Source organism: Bacillus cereus group sp. BfR-BA-01383 (genome assembly GCF_022663495.1).
Taxonomy (GTDB): domain Bacteria; phylum Bacillota; class Bacilli; order Bacillales; family Bacillaceae_G; genus Bacillus_A; species Bacillus_A cereus_AU.
This window is the reverse complement of the sequence record NZ_JAKUFP010000010.1, coordinates 90,962-114,681: the sequence shown is the minus strand read 5'-3', so window position 1 is coordinate 114,681 and position 23,720 is coordinate 90,962. Positions and strand designations below refer to the sequence as shown.

Sequence of the window (23,720 nt, the reverse complement as noted above, 5' to 3'; positions counted from 1 at the left end):
AACAAATTTAATACTGTTTATTATTTAGTTAGAACATTTTTTTATGCATAGACAAAATAAAAAAGAGTGCAAACTTTTTTGCACTCTTTCTACTTTCCTCTATTAAAAATCAAAGTTATCCGGATCTGGACCGACGCGGTGGTTTTCATTTAAAGCATCAATTTTTTCCATATCTTCTTTTGTTAATTCGAAGTCAAATATATTAGCATTCGCAACAATACGTTGTTCTTTCGTTGATTTTGGAATCGTCACAACTCCATTTTGTAGATCCCAGCGTAAGATAACTTGCGCTGTTGTTTTTTCGTGTTTGTCTGCAATTTCTTGTAATGTTTCATTATCTAATAACTGACCTTGCATAAGCGGTGACCATGCTTCCATTTGAATACCTTGTTCTTTACAGAAAGCTTGTAGTTCTTTTTGTGTTAAACGCGGGTGATATTCCACTTGGTTAATCATCGGTTTCATTTCCGCATCTTCCAATACATCTTGCAGGTGATGAATTTGGAAATTACTTACGCCAATCGCACGCACGCGCCCTTTTTTATAAAGTGTTTCTAACGCTCTCCATGTATCTTTATATTTTCCTTCTACAGGCCAATGAACAAGATATAAATCTAAATAATCTAGCTCTAATTTTTTTAAGCTCTCTTCATATGCAGCAAGTGTCGTTTCATATCCTTGATCCGCATTCCATACTTTTGAAGTAATAAATAAATCTTCGCGAGAAATTCCCGCTTCTTTTATACCAGCGCGAATCCCTTCTCCAACTGCTTTTTCATTTCCGTAAATTGCAGCTGTATCGATGCTGCGGTATCCTGCTTTAATCGCCGATTTTACAGCCTCTACAAGTTCCGGCCCATCTTCTACTTTAAATACACCTAAACCGAACCAAGGCATTTCTACACCGTTATGCAATGTTGTTGTACTTTGTAAATTTTTCATTTTATTTTCTCTCCTTTTATTTCACTTGATCTCTTTTTTCTAATGCCATACTCCAAGCTGTTAAAATAACAGCACCTGCTACCATAATGCCGCCTACCCAAGCTGTATGAAGTAACCCTAACGAGTTCGTTACAATACCGCCCAAATAGGCACCGAGAGCGATTCCTGCGTTAAATGCGGCAATATTCATTGCTGATGCTACATCGACAGCACTCGGTACAAATCGTTCAGCTAATATAACGACATATATTTGTAATCCAGGAACATTCATAAATGCGAATAGTCCCATAAAAATAATCGTAATCAGCCCTGCTACTTTAAATGGTGCTGTAAATGTTAGCACGAACAATACAATTGCTTGAATGAAAAACATATAAAATAATGCTCGAATTGGATTATGATTTGATAGCTTACCGCCAATCATATTCCCAATTGCAATTGCAATTCCGTACACTAACAAAATGATTGTAACTGTACTTGCTTTAAATCCGGTTACTTCTTGTAATAGCGGGGATAAATACGTAAATGTTACGAATGTCCCCCCGTATCCTAATGCAGTAATAACGAAAACAAGTAATAGCCTCCCGTTCGTAATCAGTTTGAATTGATCACAAAATGATACGGATGTACCTTTTTTCAAATTAGACGGGACTAATATACTATTTGCAATTAGAGCAACAATTCCAATTGCAACAATTACCATAAACGATGCTCTCCAGCCAAATTGTTGACCAATAAAAGTTCCAATCGGTACACCTGTAATCGTCGCAACCGTTAAACCAGTAAACATAAAAGCAATTGCGCTAGCTCGTTTATTCTCTGGTACAAGTGCGGCTGCAATTGTGGATCCGATTGACATAAAAACGCCGTGTGCGAAAGCAGATACAACCCTCGCGATAAGTAAAACAGTGAAACTTGTTGCCACAGCTGCAATTCCATTACCGATAATGAAAATAATCATAATCCACATTAATAACGTCTTTCGCGACATACTAGCTGTTAACGACGTTAACACTGGGGCACCAAACGCTACCCCTAACGCATATAAAGAAACGGTTAAACCCGCTGTTGTAACAGAAACATGTAAATCTTCCGAAATAGATGGTAATAAACCAACGCTTATAAATTCAGTCGTTCCTATTCCGAATGCACTAATCGCTAGTGCTAACAAAGCGAACATACTCCTTCTATTCGTCTCTGTTGCTGAAGAAGCTACTGTATATGAACTCAATTGAATTCCTCCTTATTACAAGAAATCCAATCATAATAGTGCGATAAAAAGGCCTTTTTATCTTCTAAAAAATATATTTAATCTCTACAAATGCTATTATGAATGGTTTCATTCCTTTTTGAAAGAACGCACTTTCAAGTACGATAGGCACTAAAAAGTAACATAGGTACTTTTTAGTGCCGTACTACTCATTTGCTTCTTACGTATGCTATTATGAAACATATTCAACATGATAAAAAGTACGTACTTTAAAGTGCTATAGGTACTAAAAAGTAACATTTACACTATTTAGCTTCTTTCGTTGAAAAATTGAAATCCATATTCATCAGAGGAGATTTTATATGAAAAAATACAATATTCCGGTAGAGGCCACTTTAGAGGTTATCGGCGGAAAATGGAAAGTCGTTATTCTTTGCCACTTACAGAAAGGGACAAAAAGAACGAGTGAACTAAAACGTTTAATGCCAGGTATTACGCAAAAAATGTTAACTCAGCAATTACGCGAGTTAGAAGTAGACGGGGTTATCCAAAGAAAAATATACAACCAAGTACCACCGAAAGTAGAATATTCCCTTACTGACTACGGGTCGTCATTAGAATCGATTCTTGATTCTCTTTGCACCTGGGGCGAATGCCATCTTGAAAAAAGCGGTAATTCATCGATGCTCATTACAGAGGCTGAACAATAAGAAAAAGGAAAAAAAGAACAGTAATTTGTTCATTTTTTCCTTTTTTTCTTTATATATATGTACATTTCTAATTCAAACAAAATATTTTATGCGCTTTCATGCCTTGTCAGCACTAGGTTATACGCTTAATATCAAATAATTAGGAATCATTTTTATGTTAACATAGGTGTATATAGTATATAATATAGGATATATATTATATACACTTTCCGATAAGGGAGCTTTTCCATTATGCGGACAAGCCATGTATTGGACAGTTCATAAATAATAGGTAAGACGTTATGGTTTTAGATTTATGTTTGCAGCTTACTTGCTGTCATAAATTTAAAGGCATTTTATTGTGCTTTGTGAAACTTTGTATAAAGTTTCGTAAACGATTACTATCTTACTTATCAAAAATAAGAGTATTGCTATCGTAAAGGAGAATTGGAGATGCCAGAAACTATGACTCAAACAAAGCCAGAACAAGAAACTGTACAAATTTCTGCTAGCCAAGGACAACTTGATGTACTTGATCAGTTGTTAAAACCTGAGGTACAAGAATCATTAACAACACTAGTGGAACAGCTTCCAAAATTAACTGAGCTTGTTAACATTTTAACTAAGTCTTATGACTTCGCCCAAACTGTTGCTACTGATGAAGTATTAAAAAGCGACACTGTTGGTGCAATCACAGAGCTTGTAGAACCTGTAAAAGATACAGTGAAAAGCATGGCTGCAACTGCAATCGAAGCGAAAGATCGTGCTGACGAAAGCACTGAAGTTATCGGCCTATTCGGTCTGTTAAAATTACTAAAAGACCCACAAGCACAAAAAATGTTCCGCTTTGTGAACGCATACCTTCAAATTAGTGCAGAACGTAACAATAAATAATTTAATTTATAACAACAATTAGTAAAGACGGGGGATATCATACTATGTCAAAACAAATTGTCATCTTAGGTGCTGGTTATGGCGGTCTTCTTGCCGCTTTAAACGTACGTAAATATTACAGCAAATCAGAAGCACAAGTTACAGTGATTAACCAATACCCAACACACCAAATCATCACTGAACTACACCGCCTTGCAGCTGGTAACGTTGCTGAGCAAGCAATTGCAATGCCACTTACAAAGCTTTTCAAAGGTAAAGACATCGATCTTAAAATTGCAACAGTTGAGTCATTCTCTGTTGATAGCAAAGAAATCAAACTAGCTGGTGGCACTACTTTATCTTACGATGCACTTGTAGTTGCTTTAGGAAGTAAAACTGCTTACTTCGGTATTCCAGGACTAGAAGAAAACAGCATGGTATTAAAATCTGCTGCTGATGCAAACAAAATCTACAAACACGTTGAAGACCGTATTCGTGAATACGCGAAAACGAAAAATGAAGCTGATGCTACAATCGTAATCGGTGGTGGCGGATTAACTGGCGTTGAGCTAGTTGGTGAGCTTGCTGACATTATGCCTAAACTTGCAAAAAGCCACGGCGTAAATCCAAAAGAAGTTAAACTTCTTCTTGTTGAAGCAGGTCCAAAAATCCTTCCAGTATTACCAGATCACTTAATCGAACGTGCAACTACTAGCTTAGAAGCGCGCGGTGTTACATTCTTAACTGGTCTTCCTGTAACAAACGTTGCTGGCAATGAAATTGACTTAAAAGACGGTCAAAAACTTGTTGCTAACACATTCGTTTGGACAGGCGGCGTACAAGGTAACCCATTAATCGGTGAATCAGGTCTTGAAGTAAACCGTGGCCGTGCAACAGTTGATGCACACCTACAATCTACTTCTCACAAAGACGTATTCGTTGCTGGAGACAGCGCTGTTGTCTTCGCTCCAGACGGACGTCCATACCCACCAACTGCACAGATCGCTTGGCAAATGGGTGAGTTAATTGGATACAACTTATACGCAGCACTAGAAGGCAAAGCATTCGAAGAGTTCGCACCTGTTAACTCTGGAACACTTGCTAGTCTAGGACGTAAAGATGCTGTTGCTACAATCGGAGCAAGCAATACTCCACTTAAAGGCTTACCAGCATCATTAATGAAAGAAGCAAGTAACGTTCGTTACTTATCACACATTAAAGGTCTATTCAGCTTAGCTTACTAATCTGAATATAAGCCCGAATCATGCCCTGCATGATTCGGGCTATTTTTATCCGTAATTTTCTCTAACTTATTTATTCGGCAGAAGAATAATATAATCCTCTATAATTATCGAAATATACTGACTTTTGATATTAAAATCGTATATATAAAAAGATCCGTCCCAAAAGTATTTTGAGACGGCTTTCTTTTCCTAATAGGTTTCGTCATATTTTGTCGTTAAGTCGATATTCCTTGTCGAAACGTCGATATAATGTGAATTATGTTCGATATATTTCAAGTTGCGTCGATATAATTCCACTTACTATCGCTATCCTATCCAAAAGATTAAATCTTTTAGATAGTCTCTTTCACAAAAACTATTCTCCTAACTTCACTAAACTGTAGTTCTTTTTCCCTTTGCGGATAATAATAAATCTTCCATCAAATGAATTTTCTACAGTCACATCCGTAGCTACATCCGTTACTTTTTCACCATTCATAGAAATCGCACCGTTATTAATATCTTCACGTGCTTGACGTCTAGATGGTTCGATCCCTAAATCAACTAGCCACTCTACAATATTTTTCGTCTCTTTTGAAGACTGGAATGTCGGCATTTCTTTAAAGCCTTGTTCAATTTCATCAGCTGTTAGCGATTTAATATCTCCACTAAATAACGCTGCTGTAATTTTCACAGCTTGCAGGAATGCCTCTTCGCCATGAACGAACTTCGTCATTTCTTCTGCTAATACTTTTTGCGCTTCACGTTTATGAGGCTCTGTTTCTACCTTCGCTGCTAATTCATCAATGCGCTCTTTCGTTAAGAATGTAAAGTATTTCAAGTATTTAACTACATCACGATCATCCGTATTCACCCAAAACTGGTAGAATTCAAACGGTGTTGTTTTTTCAGGATCAAGCCAAACCGCACCGCCTGCTGATTTACCAAACTTCGTACCATCTGATTTTAATAATAACGGAATTGTTAACCCAAATACTTTCGCTTCATGACCTTCTAACTTACGAATTAAATCTAATCCGCTCGTAATATTTCCCCATTGGTCACTACCACCAATTTGCAGTTGAACATCTTCTTTTGTGTATAAATGATGGAAATCCATCGCTTGCAAAATTTGGTACGTAAATTCTGTGAAGGAAATGCCTGTATCTAAACGGCTCGCTACAATATCCTTCGCTAACATGCTATTAATACTAAAGTTTTTCCCGTAATCACGTAAAAACTCGATAATGTTTATTTCATGTGTCCAGTCGTAGTTGTTTACCATCTTCACTTCGCTATTTCCGCCGAAATCAAATAGCTTTTTCATTTGCGCTGTTAACGCATCTACATTATGCTGAACTACTTCTAACGTTTGCAGTTGACGCTCTGACTGACGTCCACTTGGATCACCAATTGTTCCTGTTGCTCCGCCAATTAAAATAACAGGATGATGGCCAGCTAATTGGAATCTCTTCATCATCATAAACGGAATCAAATGTCCGATATGCATACTATCACCAGTCGGATCCACTCCGCAGTATAGTGAAATCTTTTTCTCTTCTACTAGCTTACGTAAACCTTCTTCATCTGTCTGTTGATTCACAGCACCGCGCCATTCTAATTCATCAATAATATTCATCTTTTTTCATCCCCTTTATTTTAAAAAAACAAAAAAGCCCCTATGTCTACGATAGACATAGGGACGATTATTCACCGTGTTACCACCCAGTTTGTATAAATAGCATAGCTACTCATACCACTCTTAGCAATAATATCGATTGCTAGTCCGCTTAGCGTTACCTAAGATACTCCAGAGTGTAATTCGCAAGTTTGTTTGTGCTAGGTTCCAGCAACCCCTAGCTCTCTTTGATAACAGTGACAAACTGCTACTGGGCTCTTTCAACGTATATTATTTGTTAAATTATTAGCCATTATATTGAATAAAAGACAAATTGTCAACAATACCCAAATATTATTTCAAAATAATTCATACTTTTATACGCTTTTTATTCAAAGATTATTGTAGATCTTCTCCAATAATCCTTACTTCTCGCTCTAGTTTCACACTGAATTTTTCTTCAACAGTTTTTTGTACGAAATGAATTAAATCAATATAATCTTGTGCCGTTCCATTATCAACATTCACCATAAATCCAGCGTGTTTTAAAGAAACTTCCACTCCGCCAATTCGCTTACCTTGCAGTCCTGATTCTTGAATAAGCTTACCCGCAAAATTATTTGGTGGACGCTTAAATACACTACCACATGAAGGATACTCTAACGGTTGTTTTGATTCACGCTTAAACGTTAAATCATCCATTTTTTCTTTAATTTCTTCACGCACACCTTCTTCAAGTTCAAACTTCGCTTCAAGAATAATGTACTGATTGTTCGCAAACACACTCTTACGATATCCAAATTCAAATTCATCTTTCGTTAAAGTACGTAAGTCTCCGTCACCTGTCATTACGACAGCTTCTGTTAATACAAACGATACTTCACCACCGTATGCACCAGCATTCATATATAATGCTCCGCCAACTGAACCTGGAATACCGCAAGCAAACTCAAGACCTGTTAAATTATGATCTAATGCAATACGTGATACATCAATAATTGCTGCACCACATTGTGCTACAATCGTTGTTCCTGATACAGTAACACCTGTAATATGAATTAAACTTACTGTAATCCCGCGAAGACCACCGTCTTTAATAATAACATTCGATCCGTTTCCTAAAAACGTAACTGGAATATTGTGTTGATTTGCATACTTAATAACTTCTTGAATTTCATCATAATTTGTAGGCGCAACAAATACATCGGCTTTTCCGCCAACTTTAATGTGCGTATGATTCTTTAACATTTCATCTTTCTTCACATGACCTTCAGGCAATACCGTACTTAAATATTTATAAACCTCTTGCATATTCATTTTACGATTCCTCTATTTCTATAATCTTTTTATCCCGTTATACGGGCCCATAATATCCCCACATATATGAAACTGAAAGTGGTGGATACAGTGTACCTAAAATCAATTCGAGACACCTATAAACCTCTTAAATAATAAGAGGTGCCACTCATATTAAAATATATATCGCATAATAAAGCAACCCAAATAGGCTACTAAACTTGACATGTAACCAGAAAGACAACAATTTGTAAAATATATAACTTCTACAAAATACTATCCCTCCGTATCTTACTATACCATATAAAAATAAAGTGGTATTTTCGCAATGTTCACTTTATTTATCCCAATAAAAAAAGAGCACATCCAACAGACTGTGCCCTTCTATACGCTTTAATTTACTTTTCGTTCTCTTCTTTTTCTTTATCAAACCATAACAGCTCGTCATCATCAACTTCACCATTATAATTGATTAAGATCTCTTCTCCCGCTTTTATATCCTTATAAGCAAAGAAGTTAAACGTATGGTTCTCGAAGACAATATCATACGTTGCATTCGGTGTATATGAATGATTAAATAACATACCATACCCTAAAAGGATTGCCGTATGATTTATTCCATACTCAAATGCATAGTCAGCAAGTAACGTTTTCTCAATGTGTTCATGCTGTTCATTCGGATAAGAGATAACTGGTGCTGAGTGTATCAACTCACCCTTTTTAATATCACGAGTTGCAAATACACCTCTATTAAATTCTCCATCACTAAGTTCAGAAGTCTTAACTTCAATCATATGAGTCACCTATCTAATTCTTTCTTTGAAGTATTTTATCTCCTTAAGCTTGGCAGAAAATGCGGAGAAAAGCAATTAAATTCCTATCAAGTAGTCGCTTAAATGCAAAAGAGCACATCATTTGTGCTCTTTTGAAGTGAAATTGTTTTTCTAAAATACTTTCCAACAGCCCACTTGCTGATTAACTATATGTAACATCCTTTATGCTACTCTGTCCCTACACTTTTATGTTTCGATTACTTCAGTTTAAATACCGCACTCACTGGGTTATGATCACTATTTTCAAACTTCAAATCTTTCCCTTGTACATTTACAATCTCAACATTCGGTGAAACGACAAAACCATCAATAATCGTGACAAAATTTTCGCCTTCTACATATTTCTTCACATCATCCCTCACTGTCATAACAGAAGGGTCTACAGCCCACTGGAATCCTCCGTCAGTAAAATCTTTCGGCAACTCTACTAACCATTCCGGGCGCTCTTTCACAAACTTCGGATCGCTTAATTGAACGTCAGAAAGTAATTGATTCCAATCCCCGCCCATTATTACGTAATCACCACTTTGATAACACTTGTTCATATATTCTTTTAAATATTCTACTTGTTGCTTTCTAATTTTTCCGCCTTCATCATAAGCAGATAAATGTACGTTTATGAGTCTAACATACTTCCCATTATTAACTGGGATTTTATGTTCGACAATTGCTCGATCTAAATCGAATAAACGCTTCGGCCAAGGCTCCATTCCTGGTAATTGGAATCGCGTTGCTTTTTGAACTGCGTATTTAGAAAATGTACTTAGTCCTCCCTCAGCATATCCCATTGGTTTTGTGATCGGAACAGGAACCCACTTTGTATCATAATTCTTCCCAAATGTTGTAGCATACTCTGATAATCCTTGTTTCAAAAATTCATGCTCATTTATGTCAAATGAGCGAAGAGATTTTTTATCAACTTCTTGTAACAATGTAAAATCGCTATTCTCACTTTGTAAAAACGAAAGCATATTTTTTAAATTAGTCTCGGTTTGCTCCTTACTACTCGAACCAGAACCTTTTCCGCCGTCCATAAAGAAGTCTTGATCCTTATCTAATCCAGCATATCCAATATTGAATGTCGTAACTTTAAATTCATTTCCTTGCTCTAATACGCGCTCCTTATTATTTTCCACTTTTAAACTTATTACATCGGCTGGTTGTTTTTTTGTAAGTGTCATATATCCTAAAAACCCACCCAAAATGACTGCTACTACTAAAATAAATATAAGTATTACTTTTAAAAACTTCTTCAAACAAACGACCCCTTTTCTAGAAACACAACTCATTCTTCTTTATTTTCAGTTAATTATAACAAAATGACAAACGCAAGAAATATTTTACCACACTAAAAAAATCACATCATTATATTTAGGTTTTAAGCAATTTATATAAGTTGTAATCACCTCGAAATTTTCATTGGAATTTAACGGCAAGATTTAGTACACTATATGTAATAATCATAGGCGATGGAGTTCGCCATAACTGCTATTTAGCTAATGACTCCTACCAGTATACTTGCTGGTAGGAGTCTATTTTTTTGAACAAACTATGAAAGAGGTGAGGAAATTGATTTATATTATCGTTGGCATAGCCGGTATATTAGGAGCTCTGTCCCGTTATTATTTAGGACTTACTATTCATACATTTTGGCATCATTCATTTCCATTAGCTACATTACTTATTAACTTAGCCGGCTGCTTCTTATTAGCATGGCTAACTACTTATATCGCCCGGCTAAACATCTTACCTTCAGAGGTTATTACAGGCATCGGGACTGGATTCATTGGTTCCTTTACGACGTTTTCGACGTTCAGTGTAGAAACCGTGCAATTACTCCATCATTCTGAATGGCGCACTGCTTTCTTATATGTATCATGTAGTATACTTGGTGGCCTCATTATGTCTGGCCTTGGCTATACAATAGGTGATTTCTTAATTAAGAAACGTCTTACGGAAGGTGATTACTCATGATGGAAGCTTTATTAGTAGCAACTGGAGGTTTCTTCGGTGCCATTACACGATTTGCAATTAGCAATTGGTTTAAAAATAGTTATCCAACTGCATTTCCAATCGCTACATTTCTTGTGAATATAACGGGGGCTTTTTTACTCGGATATATAATTGGCAAAGGGATAACTACAAGTTGGCAGCTATTATTAGGTACCGGATTCATGGGTGCCTTTACTACATTCTCAACGTTTAAATTAGAATCCATTCAGCTTTTCAAACGTAAAAACTATCGCGTACTACTTCTATATTTAAGCACTACTTATATAATTGGTATCACATTCGCATTCCTTGGGATGAAATTAGGCGGAATATAAAAAAGAAAGCGACTCTTATCAGTCGCTTTCTTTCATAAAAAGTATGTTGCGCCATAAGGAATTGAAAATAAACCAGCTGGATATACATTATAATGTACGATTTGCATCGGAGGCTGTGTATACGGCATATACTGACTCTGCATCATTTGCTCTACCTGTGCTTGTTGTTGCATCTGAATAGCCTGATGCACTGCCTGAATTGTCTCCTGTGCCCCGGCCAGTGTAATAGCCGGCCCTACTTGTCTTCCAGTGTGAAAATAATGGTTCATCATTATTCAACTCACTTTTTACATATAATTACACTTCACCTATATCATATGTTTTTTGTTCTCATACGTAACTTCACAACAATTCTTCCTTTTGATACTCTAAAATATCACCAGGCTGACAATCTAAAACTTCACATATCTTCTCTAAAGTCGAAAACTTAATTGCTTTCGCTTTTCCGTTTTTCAAAATCGAAACATTTGCCATCGTAATTCCTAACTTGCCAGATAGCTCTGTCACACTCATTTTCCGCTTCGCTAACATTACATCAAGATTTACTATAATCGCCATAACAGAGCACCTCAAATCGTTAAGTCGTTATCTTCTTGTATGTCACTCGCTTTCCTAACTAAATGAGAAAGTAAAGAAGTGAAAATGGATATAACAACTGAGAAAAATAAAATAAGTAATAGGATCACTAAAATACTTGTATGATAATCCCCTACTGTCAACTACCCCCTCTGAGATGAAGCGTTTCAGTGGGGGCTTGAGTTAGAACGCTAGGTCTTTTCGTCTATCGCTAGACAGTTTGACGCTCTAGCATTCATGTCACCTTACGGTAACACCCCAAGTAAGTTTTTGGTTGGTACTGGCAACGAACGATTGTTTTCCCACTTGCACCACCCTTTCGAAAAAGAGCAATTCTTCCTTGTGGAAGAAGCCACCACTCAGATGAATCCGGCGTGTGCTACAAGCCCCGACAAGTCGAGTACACATGGATGGTTGACGCACCCACTAAGCTATGCGCGAAGCAACAGCCTTACGTTTTTGCACTTCTAATAAAATCGGCATTTTCACTTTGAGATTGTCATCTAATTCTACAACTTTTGATTTTTCCAATGTATTCAATGCACCATTAATATCAGCATGGATACATGTTCCTGCTTTACTTTGGTACAGACCACGAGTGATTCGTTTGCCACTAAAGCGATAATGCGTCCTATCATCCTTAGACCAAACAGGAATCGGATCTTTGTCTAGAAAACTAGCTTTTGAAGTATAGCTTTCTTCTTGTTTTAAAAAACGGATGCCTTCTTTTACACATTTATTCTCAATTGCTGCAATCAGTTTATGAAATGGGATTTGAACAAATGTTTGATTATTCTTTTTTCCCATATCAGATTTTTGTTTCCAACCAGCGTTATACCCTACGACAACCGTATCTATGCTAAATGCTTTCACTTTTTTGAACAACAAGCCTACCGTTTGTGAAATGTAACCATTTATTTGTCGTTCCCGTTTATGCCAAACTGCAGCCATTTGATTCGTTACAACACGTTTCGAAAGTCCATTTCCTATATTTTTCCGTTGTAGATTACGTATCGTTTTGTTGAAGTATTGATTAATGGATTTTAGTTTTTTTCCATCAATTAAGAATGTATCACCTGTATTTGTTACGCAACTTACTAATCTATCTACACCTAAATCGCAACTCAAAGCGTTACTAGTAGTCGTGGATGGTTTTTTCATTTGAGAAACGTGCATCTCATATGTATAATGCACCTCAAAGAACCGACCTTTTTGCTTCGGTACAATCTCAATGTAGGAGATTTTTTTATTTCTTATATTTTTAGGCATACGTATTTTAATGGAACCGAATTTTTTTCTGAATGCAACATTCATCGGAATCATCCAATACCCGTTATCATCCACTTTTGGCACTTGATAGATTTCAATAATTCGTTTGTCAGTTGAACGAGAATAATTCGGAAACTTAGGACGACCTGTGAAGGTTTCAGGTTTTTTCTTCCACTGTTCCAACGCTTTGAAAAAGCTCTTCACTTCTGTAAATAGGGCTCTACGAATCGCTTGAACAGAGTTTGATTGCATGCCCCAGTAGTTTATATCGGCTTGCATAGCAGTGTCCACTTCTTTTACAGTAGCCATTTTATTATGATTCAAATAACTTTGTTTAATCGTGTACAAGCCAACATTTCGCAACGCTTTTGAACTATGCGACATGCGTTGCAGTAAGCGAAATTCTTTTGCAGTAAGGCAAGCTCGTCCGATATTCTGTTTCTGAGTGAATCGTTGCATGGTTTCTCTTTTCTTTTGTTTTCGTAATACTTTCACAGCTTTCTTTCTAGCCATTGTTTTCACCACCTTTCTTAGAGAGTTCATTAAATTTATTTCTTTCCTAAGATAATGTTTTATCTTAGGGAAATCTCGTTTCACGAAATGAGAACATGGTTTTCATCGTAATTCCCTTTGGCTCAAGTAACCGAATGATTATTATTATCCAATTTCGTTGTCTTACGATATATTCCCTCCTTATCTACGATAGGTTATATCGTAAGACAAAAAGAAACAAATATTCGCCCTCAAAAAATTGTTATGAACGACACAAAAGTGTTTGGTCTACCTTCTGACGGCAATTCATCTCCACCTGAATTGTTGGGTTTCACCTGTAACACAAATCAGATGGAGTCTTCTTGCCGAAAAGGATAAAATATGGAACCCCTGTAATCCAAATAAACGTACAAAAAAACGGCAAATATGATCACTCGCCGCTTATATATATTTACTTATTCCCTTTTAAGTTTAATCGAATAAATGTAAATGAACCTGTCACTATAGCCATAAAGAATAGCAAATAACTTACCAGTACTAAGAAAAAGTAAGGCTCCATTAGCATACCATTCTCCGCTACATTACTATTTGCACCATGTATCGATAAGAAAATAAATCCTAGCACGATTAACATCATGGATAATACATATTTTTTCATAATATATTCTCCTCTATACGTAAAATTCTTCTTCGCTAACTACCATCATAATAACGAAAGGAACATCACAAGTCAATATAAATTTATCGTTTTACAATAAATTTATATCCTTAAAAATAAAAAAGCGTTTATAAAGTTAATACTTTATAAACGCTTTTTTTCTAAATATTGTTTCTGAAACATGCACATTCTTATCGCATTATGATACGTACCATCAACGAAGAATTCATCTTGTAGCTCACCTTCTACTATAAATCCAACCTTTTTATAAACGTGCACAGCTTTTTCATTCTCTTTATCGACAACTAAATATATTTTATGCATATTTAATACAGAAAAAGCGTAATCCATTGCTAAACGCGTTGCATCAGCTGCATAACCGTAACCTTGATAATTAGGATCAATAATAATTTGGAATTCAGTTCTACGGTGAATATAATCGATTTCTACTAACTCAACCAATCCAACCATCTCATTATCTTTCTCAACGATAAATCGGCGTTCACTTTGATCATGTATATGTTTATCGTATAAATCTTGTAGCTCCACAAATGCCTCATACGGCTCTTCAAACCAATACGACATAATATGTGCATTATTATTAAGTTCATGTACAAACTTTAAATCTTCCCGTTCTAAAGGACGTAACTTCAATTCCTGACTCATTTCTATAACCTCCAAGTAAAAGAAACCTCTTCACTTAATTTCTCAAATTTTTTCGATTTCAAACGCCCTACTTACATTTTAAACTTTCAAGTTGCTTGAAGGTCAAGACGTAAAAAAATAGTGCAAACGAAAGTTTACACTACTACTCTTTTCTCAAATCTCTCATATTTGATATGTATAAAGCAATGACTAATACAAGAATGGATCCCGCATATAATAACGTCTCCATCGGTTCCTCATGAGATACAATAATTAATCGAATTAAAGCCGTAATCCCGATATAAATAAAATAGCGTAACGGAAAATGATAATTCGATTTAAAATACTTAATAATTAATGCGATGAACTCGAAGTATAAGAAGTAAACAATGATACTTTCAACTAATTTATAAGATGTATACTTCTTCGCCGAAAATATGTATTGAATAAACGTGATTGTCTCGTTAATTAAAAAGATAGACAAAACAATGGATAATATGATTAACGCTATGTTTAATATCCATTGTAAAACGCTAGCTATATAATGATCGATATTAAATGATTTCATTTTCTTTTAAAACTCCCCTTCGCATAAGTACTTGTTCATTATAGCAAAATTATAATTGTAGGCGTGTTAAATCATATTTTCTGCCTTTGTTTTTTCCGGTGTGCGGGAGGTTCATTGCGTGGAGGAGTCTGTTTACAACCATACCCGATGACACGTGAAGAAACTCTTTCAATTTACCGTTCGTACATGTCGTACTAATGAGCAATGCATAATCTCGTAAAGCACCCTCATGCGCCACTTTAGAAAAAGCTTTACAACTTAGACAACGCCATCCTTTCTTCATTTTAAGCATTGGAATAACTAAGCATTCCTCACATTGTACTCCATTTAACAACTCCTCTTTCTCTATTTTATATTGCCCAAGTATATTGTGTTGCAGTGGCGAATGCTCCATCATTATTTGATGAACGAGCCTATCTACATTATCTATAGCGTTTTTCTTATATTTACTTTCAAACCACTTTATTTTATGAGGTAAATTTGCACTATGGATAATTGTATGAAGAAGGTTGTCATCTGAAGATTTTATAATGGTACGAGGTGAGCTAATAACAACGAGGGATTCAATTGGAAGAATAGAAGAAAATCCGTGTAAGCTTAACCATTCCTTAAGTTGTATTTCTTGCCTTTTTATTTGTAAAACCGGATCTGGGAATCCCTCTGAATGCCCTTCCGCTATTCGGATAAGTTGATTGAACTTTGCATCAAAAAGTAATGTACCTGCTATATTTTTTATTTCAAGAAAAAGAAGAAATTTCGTGGAAAGGATAATAGTATCAATTTGAAAGTATTGATCGTAATTAGATAAGCGAACATCATGTAAAACACTATACTCTTTCTCAGAAATAAAACTAAGCGGATAATCAATTGCTTGCTCCCCTTTATAACCCGCCATGTGTTTTGCCAAATTTTCTACAATTAAATTTCGTTTTGGGTGATGTACAGGTAACCTTCTAAGTAGTGCTTCTAACTGTCGTATATAAATCGGTATTTTTCTTCCTTTTACAATCACGTCAAACACTCCTCTGCAAATATATCAACGATTTTTCCAATATATCGATTAGTCGACAACATTCGACGAAGACTCATACCAATCACCCACAGCATACCCCATAAATCCACCACCGACAAAATCTCAAAATCTCATTTCCACATAACAAAAAGAACCATAACCTCGCCAATCCGGCAGAGTTATGGTTCATATCATACAAAAATGTGATTTGAACTATAAATCAGCCACAATTTGAACCATATTATTGCCATAAACCACTCTTTTTTTAGGATAAGCTTATAAAATGTGAAGCATAATATTGCCCAAAGTTTTTGATTAACCCATAACCTTGCCGCTATTTTCAGCTTTACCTACAATTAAGTATTCTTAATTCAATTAGTATCACATGAATGTTCCTAAAATTCTTGTGGCGGAACTGGCAAACGCGCTCGACTTGCAATCAATTTTCCTTTTGTGGCGTGCGGGTTCGATTCCCGTCAGGCTCATTACAAAGAGCACCTTTTTAGGTGCTCTTTGTAATTTTATATTGAACCTCACACTTCTCTTAATCGTTATAACTAAAGTTTTACTAATTTCCATTAGAGTTACATTTTTCATAAAGAAAGAAATTATTCTACAAAGACAACCAACGCTACATTACTAGCGATATCCTAATTTTTTTAATAAATCTAGGTGGGCTTCTCGAAAAACTGGTTTAAGGACACAAGCAGGTTCAGAAAGATATTTGGCAAGCTGGTGTCCACTAGGATAAATCCCTTGATTATGTAGATAGTAAATATAATGTTCAATTTCCTTGATAATTCTTATTTTACGTTCTTCTTTCATCTTTAATTGATAGTTTTTATATCTCTTACTGATTTTATTACATACTTCTGAGAAATTAATTCTTCCCGCTGAACGCGAAATACCCAATTTCTGCAAAATTAAATATAAACTCAAATCTTGATATAAATTATCATTTAAAACCCTCTCTAGCGCTTCTTTTCTTTCATCGTTTCGTTTTTTTATAATGCTATCTTTATGTATCTTATGTTTCAATTTAATTTTCCGATATAAATTAGGGAAATGCTTTTTTATTGTAACTGGTGCATACCCATACTTTATATGTATATCAGCTAGGCTTTTCGATTCAGTTGATTCTAATTCTTTTTCTAATACATCTTTTAAACGCAATTTCTCAAATTGCCTACCCTTTATATTCATTTTCTCCTTACCATCTTTTGCTTTAATTATTAACATAAGGTTATTCATTTCCTCTTTATATTGAGAAATTTCCTTTGTAAGAAGATTATACACCTTAACATTAGAATGGTAGGAAAATTCAAAAAGGGAGTCAATAGATAGATATTTCCTTCCATTTAACCAATTAAATATAGAAGGTGGACCTACAGAAAAAAGCTCTGCTAATTCCCTTGCATAAAGACCTAATTCTTCCTTGATTTCTTTTAGAATAATTCTACTTTTATATTTTAATGGTACCTCCAACATCTTCGGAGCCATTTCTAATAATAGACCGTAATCATTGACTAATGCTTTCTCTTTGCTAGTTACGTGATATTGAGCTTCTTTAATTTTATAATTTTTAGTTTCTCCTAACCATTCTTGACAATACTGACAATACCCCATACGAATCTCCCCGTGTAGATGCATCAATTTCTTTGAACAATTCCAACATATTTCGGATAACCTCTTCTTATGCACTGTACAATATTTACTTCCACGCAAATACCAGATTAACGGTTCATAAATGGGGCTTTCTTGCTTTTTCCATTCATCTAAACAAGCTGAACACCATTTTCTATGATTATCTACTATTTTTCTCACATTTATAATTGATGTCCATGATAGCATAGTTAAATAAGTAATATCGTTCCTTACCGTTAATTTCTCTAATGCTTGTACATAATCTAAACAGATATCCCCAAAGCCATTTATTCCTTGCGTAACTGATGATACTCCTTGATTATATAGCTTATTTCTTACTGATTCATTCTTTAATTCTTTAACAATAATTCTTTTAATTAATACTCCAACCTTAACATTATGGATATAAGCTAACCTTGAGATATAGCTAGTCAAGCTTTCTACATAGGGAGTCCCTAATCCTATAGGCTCTATTGAATAAAGTGTACTAACATCTACTTTATATTTATTGCGTATCACTGGATCTATACTTTGAATCCCCATTATTTCACTTCCCTATTACATCACGTTTCGCTTTTCTAACGCCTACATTTTTCTTTGTTTTACCATGCAGATTTGAAGATTCTTGATTAACTGAATCTACATTAAATTTATCTAGTCCCATTCTTACTCGCAATTCAATAACTTTATCTTTATCTTCATTAAATTTATCTTCGCCTACTTTAATTTCTTCCATCATTACTTCTATTTTACTAATTGGTAAAGCGTACTTTTTCAAAGACCGTAAACTGATTGTAGCCTCACCATTGTTTAAGGTACCAACTAAGCACCGACTAAGCCAATCTTTCAAAACTCCTACACATCCCAGTGTACGCTCATATATGAAATCATAATGATTTATTAAATCTGGTTCTTTCTCTAAGGGGAGTTGTTGCTGTAAATTTGCTAAAACATTGACAAAATGTTTTAGTTCATCAATATTATTGGCATTATATCTTGCAAAGTGAATGTCTGTAACCCTTCTACTTAATTGTCCACTTAAATTAATAAAATCAGCTAAATCATAATGACCAACAAGAATATGTAATACACCAGATATGTTTGCTAAGGATTTAATAACATCTAATTGCAAGTGCAACGTTTTTCCACTTGCAATATTTGAAAAATGTTGAGCTTCATCAACTAAAAAAGCCAAAGGCTTTCTATAATAAAATGCTTTTTCTAAAGAACGCCTTAATTCAGGAGATGTTCTTTTGTCATAAGGACTTATTTTTGTTCTATTTCCATCCTTTTTTAAAGTATCGTAATCTACCTTAAAATCAATTAATGGTTCATTTAAAGCTTCTAATGCCCTTTTATAATAAGCTTTCCAATTAAATCTTCCTAATTCTGGAGAGGGTAACTCTAAACCTGTAATGGGTATCCTGTTATCTATGTCTTGTTTTTCGGCACACCATTGATAAATTTTACGTACTACCAATTCTTGTACAGTAGTCTTTCCCACCCCAGTTGGACCAACTACCATAATTAAATTACTTCCAGCCGGGTTTTTAATACGTTCAACTAAATCCTCTACAATATTCTCCATAATAGGATGTTCAACTTTTACATATTGTTCAAACCATGTCCCTCTTTTTTCACTAGACTCTAATAAAAGTTCTTGAGGAAAATTTCTTTGCGAAGACATCATTACCCTCCTTCACTAAATCGCTTTAATGGCCTAAACTCAAAATTCAATACATTGATCTTTTCCTGGCTAGTAAATACTTCCTCAGCTTCTTGTTGATTTTCAATAGTTAATCTATCACCTTTCTCTTTACTAGCAATTGATTGCATTTCTCGATCTTTAATTGCCTGTTCAAATGCTCTTTCACTTTTTTCGCTCTTGTTAATAAAGTCGGCTATCATTTTTGCAGAAATATTAAACGACTTATTATGATTCTTAAACCTTTTTTTGAGCTCAGCCGTAATATATTTTAACTCTCTCTCTGTTCGATTTCTAAAAATTGAATAGTACTCCGATATACATCTAACCCATTTATTATTTACATATGCATAAGCGATACTGATATCATAAGGATCGTACCTAACAGCTACATTTGTATTTTCCACTTTTGGATTACTAAATTCACTACACCAGTAATATTTATAATCAATTTTCACACCACGCCCTACATGTACCTTTGCTGTACCTTTAGAAGTTGAAGGCAGGGTTAAAACCTTAAATTCATCATCATAACGAATTAACTTAAATTCTCTAGAGCCACTAATCGCAAAACTCTGTTCGAAACATTCTAAAGGGGTTTGTCCCAATGCAGGATGAGAAAGCTTATGATATACATCTTCAAACCATTCATTCAAATATCCATATAATTCTTTAATCGTCCATACCGCATGAGTTTTGGGATTTACGCTTTTCGTAACTTGACGAACATCTTTCATAATCAATGTATTGCCTTTTAAATTATGAATAAACATTGTATTAGTCGTCCCAAACATCCTTTCAATTACAGAACCAAACCTAGACTTAGCGGGCGGTCTAGATTTTTTTGTGATTTCAAAGTATGCTAATAATGTTTCAAAATACACACTACTAAATTCTTTTCCATTATCTACAACAACTGTTTGAGGCACTCTCGAATGTCTTCTAACACAATCCCTCATCACCATCATGACTGAGCGATAACTAGGTGGATCAAATGTTAAGAAAAAGGATAAAACTCTTCTTGAGTAAGCATCTGTCATAAGGGTAAGCCATGGTCTTCCCAAAGATTTTTTTGTTTTTGAATCAACGAGCTCAATATCTAATTCTGTATGATCAATATGACAAACATGAAAAGCTCGTTCCCCATGTCTAGGTGTTTTTAATTCTAATTCCCAATAAAATTGATTGTAATTATATGCCGCTCTCTTCCCTTTTCTCTTTTCTATTCCCAAAGCTTTGGGACGTAATTTAATATAATTCGTAAATGTTTTATAACTTGGTGCGATAATTCCTTTTTCCTCACAAGCATTAATTAATGAACCATAAACAACTCTCATTGACTTTTGTTTATTGGTTTCATAATCTCGTTCAATGTATTCATTCATTAATTCGATGGATTCCGTTGGCAATTTATCACTTCTATTACCCCTATCTTTACTTTTAGGAATTAAGCCTAAATAACCATTTCCATATAAAAGTTGTGCTTCTTTAAATTTTTTAGTCCATTCCCTAATCGTTCTTGAAGGAACATCATTATCCTCATTTAATTCTCCATTTAGCTTTCTCTTTACTAACTCATATCTTCGATTTGCAATTTCATAATCAGCTTGTTTGGCTTGTATAAGTATCTCCCTTCTTATTTTTTCTTTGTCACGACTAATTGTATTAATTCCTCTAATATTTCCTTCCACAAATAAATCCATAAATATATTTTCCGGAACTTTAACAACCTTTTCTTCTGAAGACAATAGAGTTATCTGTTCATTACCATTATTAATAATTAGATACTGATTACCATCCCATATTACATTAGTACCTATATCAGTTCTCACTATTTCAGGTTTACAATTTTCTTGTTGTTGCTCACTAATAGCACTATTTATAAAAGAATGATATTGTTCAACGCTTATATATACAGGAGTTCTATCGGGTTCACTAAGTAAATAAGTGTTTAAATCAACATAAATTTCATTACATATTATTAAATCGTATACATAATCAGCTGAATATAAATTAGAAGATTGAATTAAGTCTTGAAGGGATATTCCTGGAGAAGTTTTAATTATATTGAAGATAACATTTTTAATATCACTTGATATATTTTGTTGACCAGTTCTTAAATAATCATCTAAAAACTGAAAATTACGAGACAATACCCAATTAATTTCACTATCTGATCTAACTCTAAATTTTAAAGCATGTTCCATTGCCCATTGTTCCGCCGGCGACGAACACCATTGCCCTGTTTCATTTTTTTTATATCTTACTGGCTCTTTTTCAAATAATTTTATAAGTTCTCTTTCAGTTTTCCATTCTTCAAAGTAAATAGCATCTTTTGTAATGACTAAAAAGTCAGGAGTATAGATAGGAGCCACTTTTCTACCATTAGACTTTTGATATTGAAGTTTAATTTTAGTTGGTTGATCATAATACTCTAAAACATTCGGGTCATTCTCCATCATAAAAATAGCTGGTAACTCAACCTTAGAAGATTCATATTGAATTGTGTAACCCATTTTTTTACTAGGATATGTTCCACAAACATTATGATGACCGCCTCCTACACGACGTACAGGTTCAGAAACACGTATATGATTTATGAATTCTTGGGTTTTCTTAGGTATATGTAATTTTAAACATAGCTGTTCAAATTCAAAATCACTTAACATAAATAGGCTCCTCTCATCTTCTCATTCTAATATCTTCTTTAACCACTCTTCACGTATTCGCCTTTCATGTAGAAGGCCCGGTTTATTTAAAAACTTTTCAACTTCTCTTCGACTAGGATAGACTTCATTTTCTTGAAGATAGTTAATCGCCTTATCAATATCTCGCAACAATTCAACATTTCTATTATGTTGTTGTTGAATACAATATTCTTTATGCCGGTTTACAATCAGATGGCATATCTCTGGAAATTTAGACATTAAGACCTTCCTGTCATATCCTAGTATTTTAGAAGCTTTTGATAGGGATATCGATGGCTTTTGCGAAAGAAATATCTCTAATTTCCTTTGTAGCTCCTCTTTATTAATCTTTCTTCTTATTAAGTTTTTCTCTCGTTTTGGTTCAACCTTTCCGTTAAACTTAAGATTAAATTTAGAATCACCATTTAAAAGCTGAGTTAATGAAACATTGCTATTAAAACAGATATCCAAAACTTTTCCTAGTGAAGGTAATCTCCCACCATAAACCCAATCCCATAGTGTTACTTTTGGAATATTAATCAACCTCGCAAATTCTGCTAAATTTCCATTCGTGTAACCATTAATTAACTGCAAAAGAGCATTAGAAATGGATTCCTTATCATTTTCTTGAATTAAAAATGTCCGATTTGCTACTAAATTACTTATTTCTTTTGTCTTAAATAACTCCTTATCATTCTCTATTTTCTTTATCTCACGTTTTCCTAGCCAGTTACTACAATAAGGACAATAGCCAATCAACATTTTCCTATGTAGTATTGGCAAGTTTTTATTACAAGAGGAACAGATATTTTCCAACTCACAATTATGCTGTACACAAACTCTTACATCTTTAAAGAACCAAATCAATGGATAATAAGAATCTTCTTGCCATTGGTGTAAACATATTGGACACCAAGCTAAGTTATTTTTTAATAAGTCCCTTGATGCAATCAAATCTTTAATTTCTCTCAGTGTTGTCTCTTTTATATCATTTCTACCTGTCAACAATCCTAAAATACGAGTAAATTCTGATGCGCTTTTATCAAAACTATTTAAGCTTTTTGCTCCATCATAAAATCTATTTCCACCATTAATGCTACTATTTAATATGTATCTATTATCTAAAATAGGAGCAATTATTTTATTAATTAATGCCCCTGTTATAATATTATGTTCTGCAGATAAACGAATAACATAGCTACTTAAACTTTCACACATTCCTGTTCCAATTTCTTTCGGTGAAACAGGATATAACATGCTAGTATTAGTATTAATCTTAAAAAACTTCATATCCCCTATTTACTCCTCAAACAAAAATTCTGAATATTATTACCATCTTAACCTATTCCCTGTGAAAATAAACTCTCTTAAAACGATATACATCCTCGTAAAAAAATACAACTCCCCTCCAGAACGAAATCTACAATTTAAATTTTATATCTATATATTCCTC

General features: G+C 34.4%; 23 protein-coding genes, 1 riboswitch and 1 other annotated feature. Of the genes, 5 read left to right on the top strand and 18 right to left on the bottom strand.

Annotation, left to right across the window (positions count from 1 at the left end; genetic code table 11):
* Positions 1 to 102: 102 nt before the first annotated feature.
* Positions 103 to 942 carry an aldo/keto reductase gene (locus MR065_RS12500; protein WP_242213864.1) on the bottom strand — a complete coding sequence of 280 codons (840 nt, stop codon included), beginning with the start codon at positions 940 to 942 and terminating at the stop codon, positions 103 to 105.
* Positions 943 to 958: 16 nt separating this feature from the next.
* Positions 959 to 2,122, bottom strand: a complete 1,164-nt coding sequence (locus MR065_RS12495) for an MFS transporter (protein WP_242213893.1) — start codon at positions 2,120 to 2,122, stop codon at positions 959 to 961.
* A gap of 392 nt (positions 2,123 to 2,514) precedes the next feature.
* On the opposite strand from MR065_RS12495, the gene MR065_RS12490 reads away from it, so the two are divergent.
* The 3 genes from MR065_RS12490 (at position 2,515) to MR065_RS12480 (ending at position 4,958) form a co-directional block, all read left to right on the top strand.
* Positions 2,515 to 2,862, top strand: coding sequence for a winged helix-turn-helix transcriptional regulator (locus MR065_RS12490; protein WP_242213863.1), 348 nt, complete (start codon positions 2,515 to 2,517; stop codon positions 2,860 to 2,862).
* A gap of 432 nt (positions 2,863 to 3,294) precedes the next feature.
* Positions 3,295 to 3,735: a DUF1641 domain-containing protein gene (locus MR065_RS12485; protein WP_001115310.1), complete on the top strand. Its 441-nt coding sequence runs from the start codon at positions 3,295 to 3,297 to the stop codon at positions 3,733 to 3,735.
* A gap of 44 nt (positions 3,736 to 3,779) precedes the next feature.
* Positions 3,780 to 4,958, top strand: coding sequence for an NAD(P)/FAD-dependent oxidoreductase (locus MR065_RS12480; RefSeq protein ID WP_097904186.1), 1,179 nt, complete (start codon positions 3,780 to 3,782; stop codon positions 4,956 to 4,958).
* 355 nt (positions 4,959 to 5,313) lie between these two features.
* Here MR065_RS12480 and tyrS read toward each other — a convergent pair whose 3' ends face one another.
* From tyrS to MR065_RS12460, 4 genes are all read right to left on the bottom strand, one after another.
* Complete coding sequence (gene tyrS / locus MR065_RS12475; RefSeq protein ID WP_242213862.1) at positions 5,314 to 6,576, bottom strand: tyrosine--tRNA ligase; 1,263 nt, start codon at positions 6,574 to 6,576, stop codon at positions 5,314 to 5,316.
* Between the two features lie 56 nt (positions 6,577 to 6,632).
* Positions 6,633 to 6,849 (bottom strand) — a binding site (T-box leader).
* A gap of 105 nt (positions 6,850 to 6,954) precedes the next feature.
* Complete coding sequence (murB, locus tag MR065_RS12470; RefSeq protein WP_242213861.1) at positions 6,955 to 7,872, bottom strand: UDP-N-acetylmuramate dehydrogenase; 918 nt, start codon at positions 7,870 to 7,872, stop codon at positions 6,955 to 6,957.
* Between the two features lie 377 nt (positions 7,873 to 8,249).
* Positions 8,250 to 8,645: an SET domain-containing protein gene (locus MR065_RS12465; RefSeq protein WP_141436386.1), complete on the bottom strand. Its 396-nt coding sequence runs from the start codon at positions 8,643 to 8,645 to the stop codon at positions 8,250 to 8,252.
* Positions 8,646 to 8,881: 236 nt separating this feature from the next.
* Positions 8,882 to 9,940, bottom strand: coding sequence for an endonuclease/exonuclease/phosphatase family protein (locus MR065_RS12460; RefSeq protein WP_097904182.1), 1,059 nt, complete (start codon positions 9,938 to 9,940; stop codon positions 8,882 to 8,884).
* 200 nt (positions 9,941 to 10,140) lie between these two features.
* Positions 10,141 to 10,200, top strand: a riboswitch (Fluoride riboswitch).
* Positions 10,201 to 10,253: 53 nt separating this feature from the next.
* On the opposite strand from MR065_RS12460, the gene crcB (MR065_RS12455) reads away from it, so the two are divergent.
* Complete coding sequence (gene crcB / locus MR065_RS12455) at positions 10,254 to 10,658, top strand: fluoride efflux transporter CrcB (protein WP_242213860.1); 405 nt, start codon at positions 10,254 to 10,256, stop codon at positions 10,656 to 10,658.
* On the top strand, positions 10,655 to 11,011 hold the full coding sequence (gene crcB, locus MR065_RS12450; RefSeq protein ID WP_242213859.1) for a fluoride efflux transporter CrcB: 357 nt from the start codon (positions 10,655 to 10,657) through the stop codon (positions 11,009 to 11,011). Before crcB (MR065_RS12455) ends, crcB (MR065_RS12450) begins: the two co-directional genes overlap by 4 nt.
* Positions 11,012 to 11,043: 32 nt before the next feature.
* Here the strand turns inward: crcB (MR065_RS12450) and MR065_RS12445 are convergent, their stop codons facing one another.
* The 12 genes from MR065_RS12445 to MR065_RS12390 all read right to left on the bottom strand — a co-directional run bounded on the left by MR065_RS12445 (position 11,044) and on the right by MR065_RS12390 (position 23,557).
* Positions 11,044 to 11,283 carry a DUF3947 family protein gene (locus MR065_RS12445; protein ID WP_098268299.1) on the bottom strand — a complete coding sequence of 80 codons (240 nt, stop codon included), beginning with the start codon at positions 11,281 to 11,283 and terminating at the stop codon, positions 11,044 to 11,046.
* 70 nt (positions 11,284 to 11,353) lie between these two features.
* Positions 11,354 to 11,569 (bottom strand): helix-turn-helix domain-containing protein, encoded by a 216-nt coding sequence (locus tag MR065_RS12440; protein ID WP_242213858.1) that lies wholly within the window; start codon positions 11,567 to 11,569, stop codon positions 11,354 to 11,356.
* Between the two features lie 11 nt (positions 11,570 to 11,580).
* Positions 11,581 to 11,730: a DUF2975 domain-containing protein gene (locus tag MR065_RS12435; RefSeq protein ID WP_242213857.1), complete on the bottom strand. Its 150-nt coding sequence runs from the start codon at positions 11,728 to 11,730 to the stop codon at positions 11,581 to 11,583.
* 283 nt (positions 11,731 to 12,013) lie between these two features.
* Positions 12,014 to 13,369: an RNA-guided endonuclease TnpB family protein gene (locus MR065_RS12430; protein WP_242213856.1), complete on the bottom strand. Its 1,356-nt coding sequence runs from the start codon at positions 13,367 to 13,369 to the stop codon at positions 12,014 to 12,016.
* 430 nt (positions 13,370 to 13,799) lie between these two features.
* Positions 13,800 to 14,006 carry a DUF3955 domain-containing protein gene (locus MR065_RS12425; RefSeq protein ID WP_242213855.1) on the bottom strand — a complete coding sequence of 69 codons (207 nt, stop codon included), beginning with the start codon at positions 14,004 to 14,006 and terminating at the stop codon, positions 13,800 to 13,802.
* A gap of 144 nt (positions 14,007 to 14,150) precedes the next feature.
* Positions 14,151 to 14,672 (bottom strand): spermidine N1-acetyltransferase, encoded by a 522-nt coding sequence (gene speG, locus MR065_RS12420; RefSeq protein WP_097904177.1) that lies wholly within the window; start codon positions 14,670 to 14,672, stop codon positions 14,151 to 14,153.
* A gap of 142 nt (positions 14,673 to 14,814) precedes the next feature.
* On the bottom strand, positions 14,815 to 15,219 hold the full coding sequence (gene psiE / locus MR065_RS12415) for a phosphate-starvation-inducible protein PsiE (RefSeq protein ID WP_002129862.1): 405 nt from the start codon (positions 15,217 to 15,219) through the stop codon (positions 14,815 to 14,817).
* A 49-nt stretch (positions 15,220 to 15,268) separates the two neighbouring features.
* Positions 15,269 to 16,231 carry a nuclease-related domain-containing protein gene (locus MR065_RS12410; RefSeq protein WP_242213854.1) on the bottom strand — a complete coding sequence of 321 codons (963 nt, stop codon included), beginning with the start codon at positions 16,229 to 16,231 and terminating at the stop codon, positions 15,269 to 15,271.
* Positions 16,232 to 16,870: 639 nt separating this feature from the next.
* Positions 16,871 to 18,418 (bottom strand): helix-turn-helix domain-containing protein, encoded by a 1,548-nt coding sequence (locus tag MR065_RS12405; protein WP_242213853.1) that lies wholly within the window; start codon positions 18,416 to 18,418, stop codon positions 16,871 to 16,873.
* Positions 18,419 to 18,422: 4 nt separating this feature from the next.
* Entirely contained in the window at positions 18,423 to 19,562 is a 1,140-nt protein-coding gene (locus MR065_RS12400; RefSeq protein WP_242213852.1) for an ATP-binding protein, read from the bottom strand.
* 2 nt (positions 19,563 to 19,564) lie between these two features.
* A complete protein-coding gene (locus MR065_RS12395; protein ID WP_242213851.1) occupies positions 19,565 to 22,249 on the bottom strand; it encodes a TnsA endonuclease N-terminal domain-containing protein in 2,685 nt (894 codons plus the stop codon).
* A gap of 21 nt (positions 22,250 to 22,270) precedes the next feature.
* The gene (locus MR065_RS12390; protein ID WP_242213850.1) at positions 22,271 to 23,557 is read right to left on the bottom strand and encodes a TniQ family protein; all 1,287 of its coding nucleotides are present in this window, start codon (positions 23,555 to 23,557) and stop codon (positions 22,271 to 22,273) included.
* Positions 23,558 to 23,720: the final 163 nt, after the last annotated feature.

Coding starts and splice junctions, on each gene's coding strand:
- MR065_RS12465 (WP_141436386.1), bottom strand. CDS start 8,645: ATGATTGAAGTTAAGACTTCTGAACTTAGTGATGGAGAATTTAATAGA.
- speG (WP_097904177.1), bottom strand. CDS start 14,672: ATGAGTCAGGAATTGAAGTTACGTCCTTTAGAACGGGAAGATTTAAAG.
- murB (WP_242213861.1), bottom strand. CDS start 7,872: ATGAATATGCAAGAGGTTTATAAATATTTAAGTACGGTATTGCCTGAA.
- MR065_RS12430 (WP_242213856.1), bottom strand. CDS start 13,369: ATGGCTAGAAAGAAAGCTGTGAAAGTATTACGAAAACAAAAGAAAAGA.
- MR065_RS12500 (WP_242213864.1), bottom strand. CDS start 942: ATGAAAAATTTACAAAGTACAACAACATTGCATAACGGTGTAGAAATG.
- psiE (WP_002129862.1), bottom strand. CDS start 15,219: ATGAAATCATTTAATATCGATCATTATATAGCTAGCGTTTTACAATGG.
- MR065_RS12405 (WP_242213853.1), bottom strand. CDS start 18,418: ATGGGGATTCAAAGTATAGATCCAGTGATACGCAATAAATATAAAGTA.
- MR065_RS12495 (WP_242213893.1), bottom strand. CDS start 2,122: ATGTTCGCTTTGTTAGCACTAGCGATTAGTGCATTCGGAATAGGAACG.
- tyrS (WP_242213862.1), bottom strand. CDS start 6,576: ATGAATATTATTGATGAATTAGAATGGCGCGGTGCTGTGAATCAACAG.
- MR065_RS12445 (WP_098268299.1), bottom strand. CDS start 11,283: ATGATGAACCATTATTTTCACACTGGAAGACAAGTAGGGCCGGCTATT.
- MR065_RS12440 (WP_242213858.1), bottom strand. CDS start 11,569: ATGGCGATTATAGTAAATCTTGATGTAATGTTAGCGAAGCGGAAAATG.
- MR065_RS12425 (WP_242213855.1), bottom strand. CDS start 14,006: ATGAAAAAATATGTATTATCCATGATGTTAATCGTGCTAGGATTTATT.
- MR065_RS12400 (WP_242213852.1), bottom strand. CDS start 19,562: ATGTCTTCGCAAAGAAATTTTCCTCAAGAACTTTTATTAGAGTCTAGT.
- MR065_RS12480 (WP_097904186.1), top strand. CDS start 3,780: ATGTCAAAACAAATTGTCATCTTAGGTGCTGGTTATGGCGGTCTTCTT.
- MR065_RS12485 (WP_001115310.1), top strand. CDS start 3,295: ATGCCAGAAACTATGACTCAAACAAAGCCAGAACAAGAAACTGTACAA.
- MR065_RS12390 (WP_242213850.1), bottom strand. CDS start 23,557: ATGAAGTTTTTTAAGATTAATACTAATACTAGCATGTTATATCCTGTT.
- MR065_RS12490 (WP_242213863.1), top strand. CDS start 2,515: ATGAAAAAATACAATATTCCGGTAGAGGCCACTTTAGAGGTTATCGGC.
- MR065_RS12395 (WP_242213851.1), bottom strand. CDS start 22,249: ATGTTAAGTGATTTTGAATTTGAACAGCTATGTTTAAAATTACATATA.
- crcB (WP_242213859.1), top strand. CDS start 10,655: ATGATGGAAGCTTTATTAGTAGCAACTGGAGGTTTCTTCGGTGCCATT.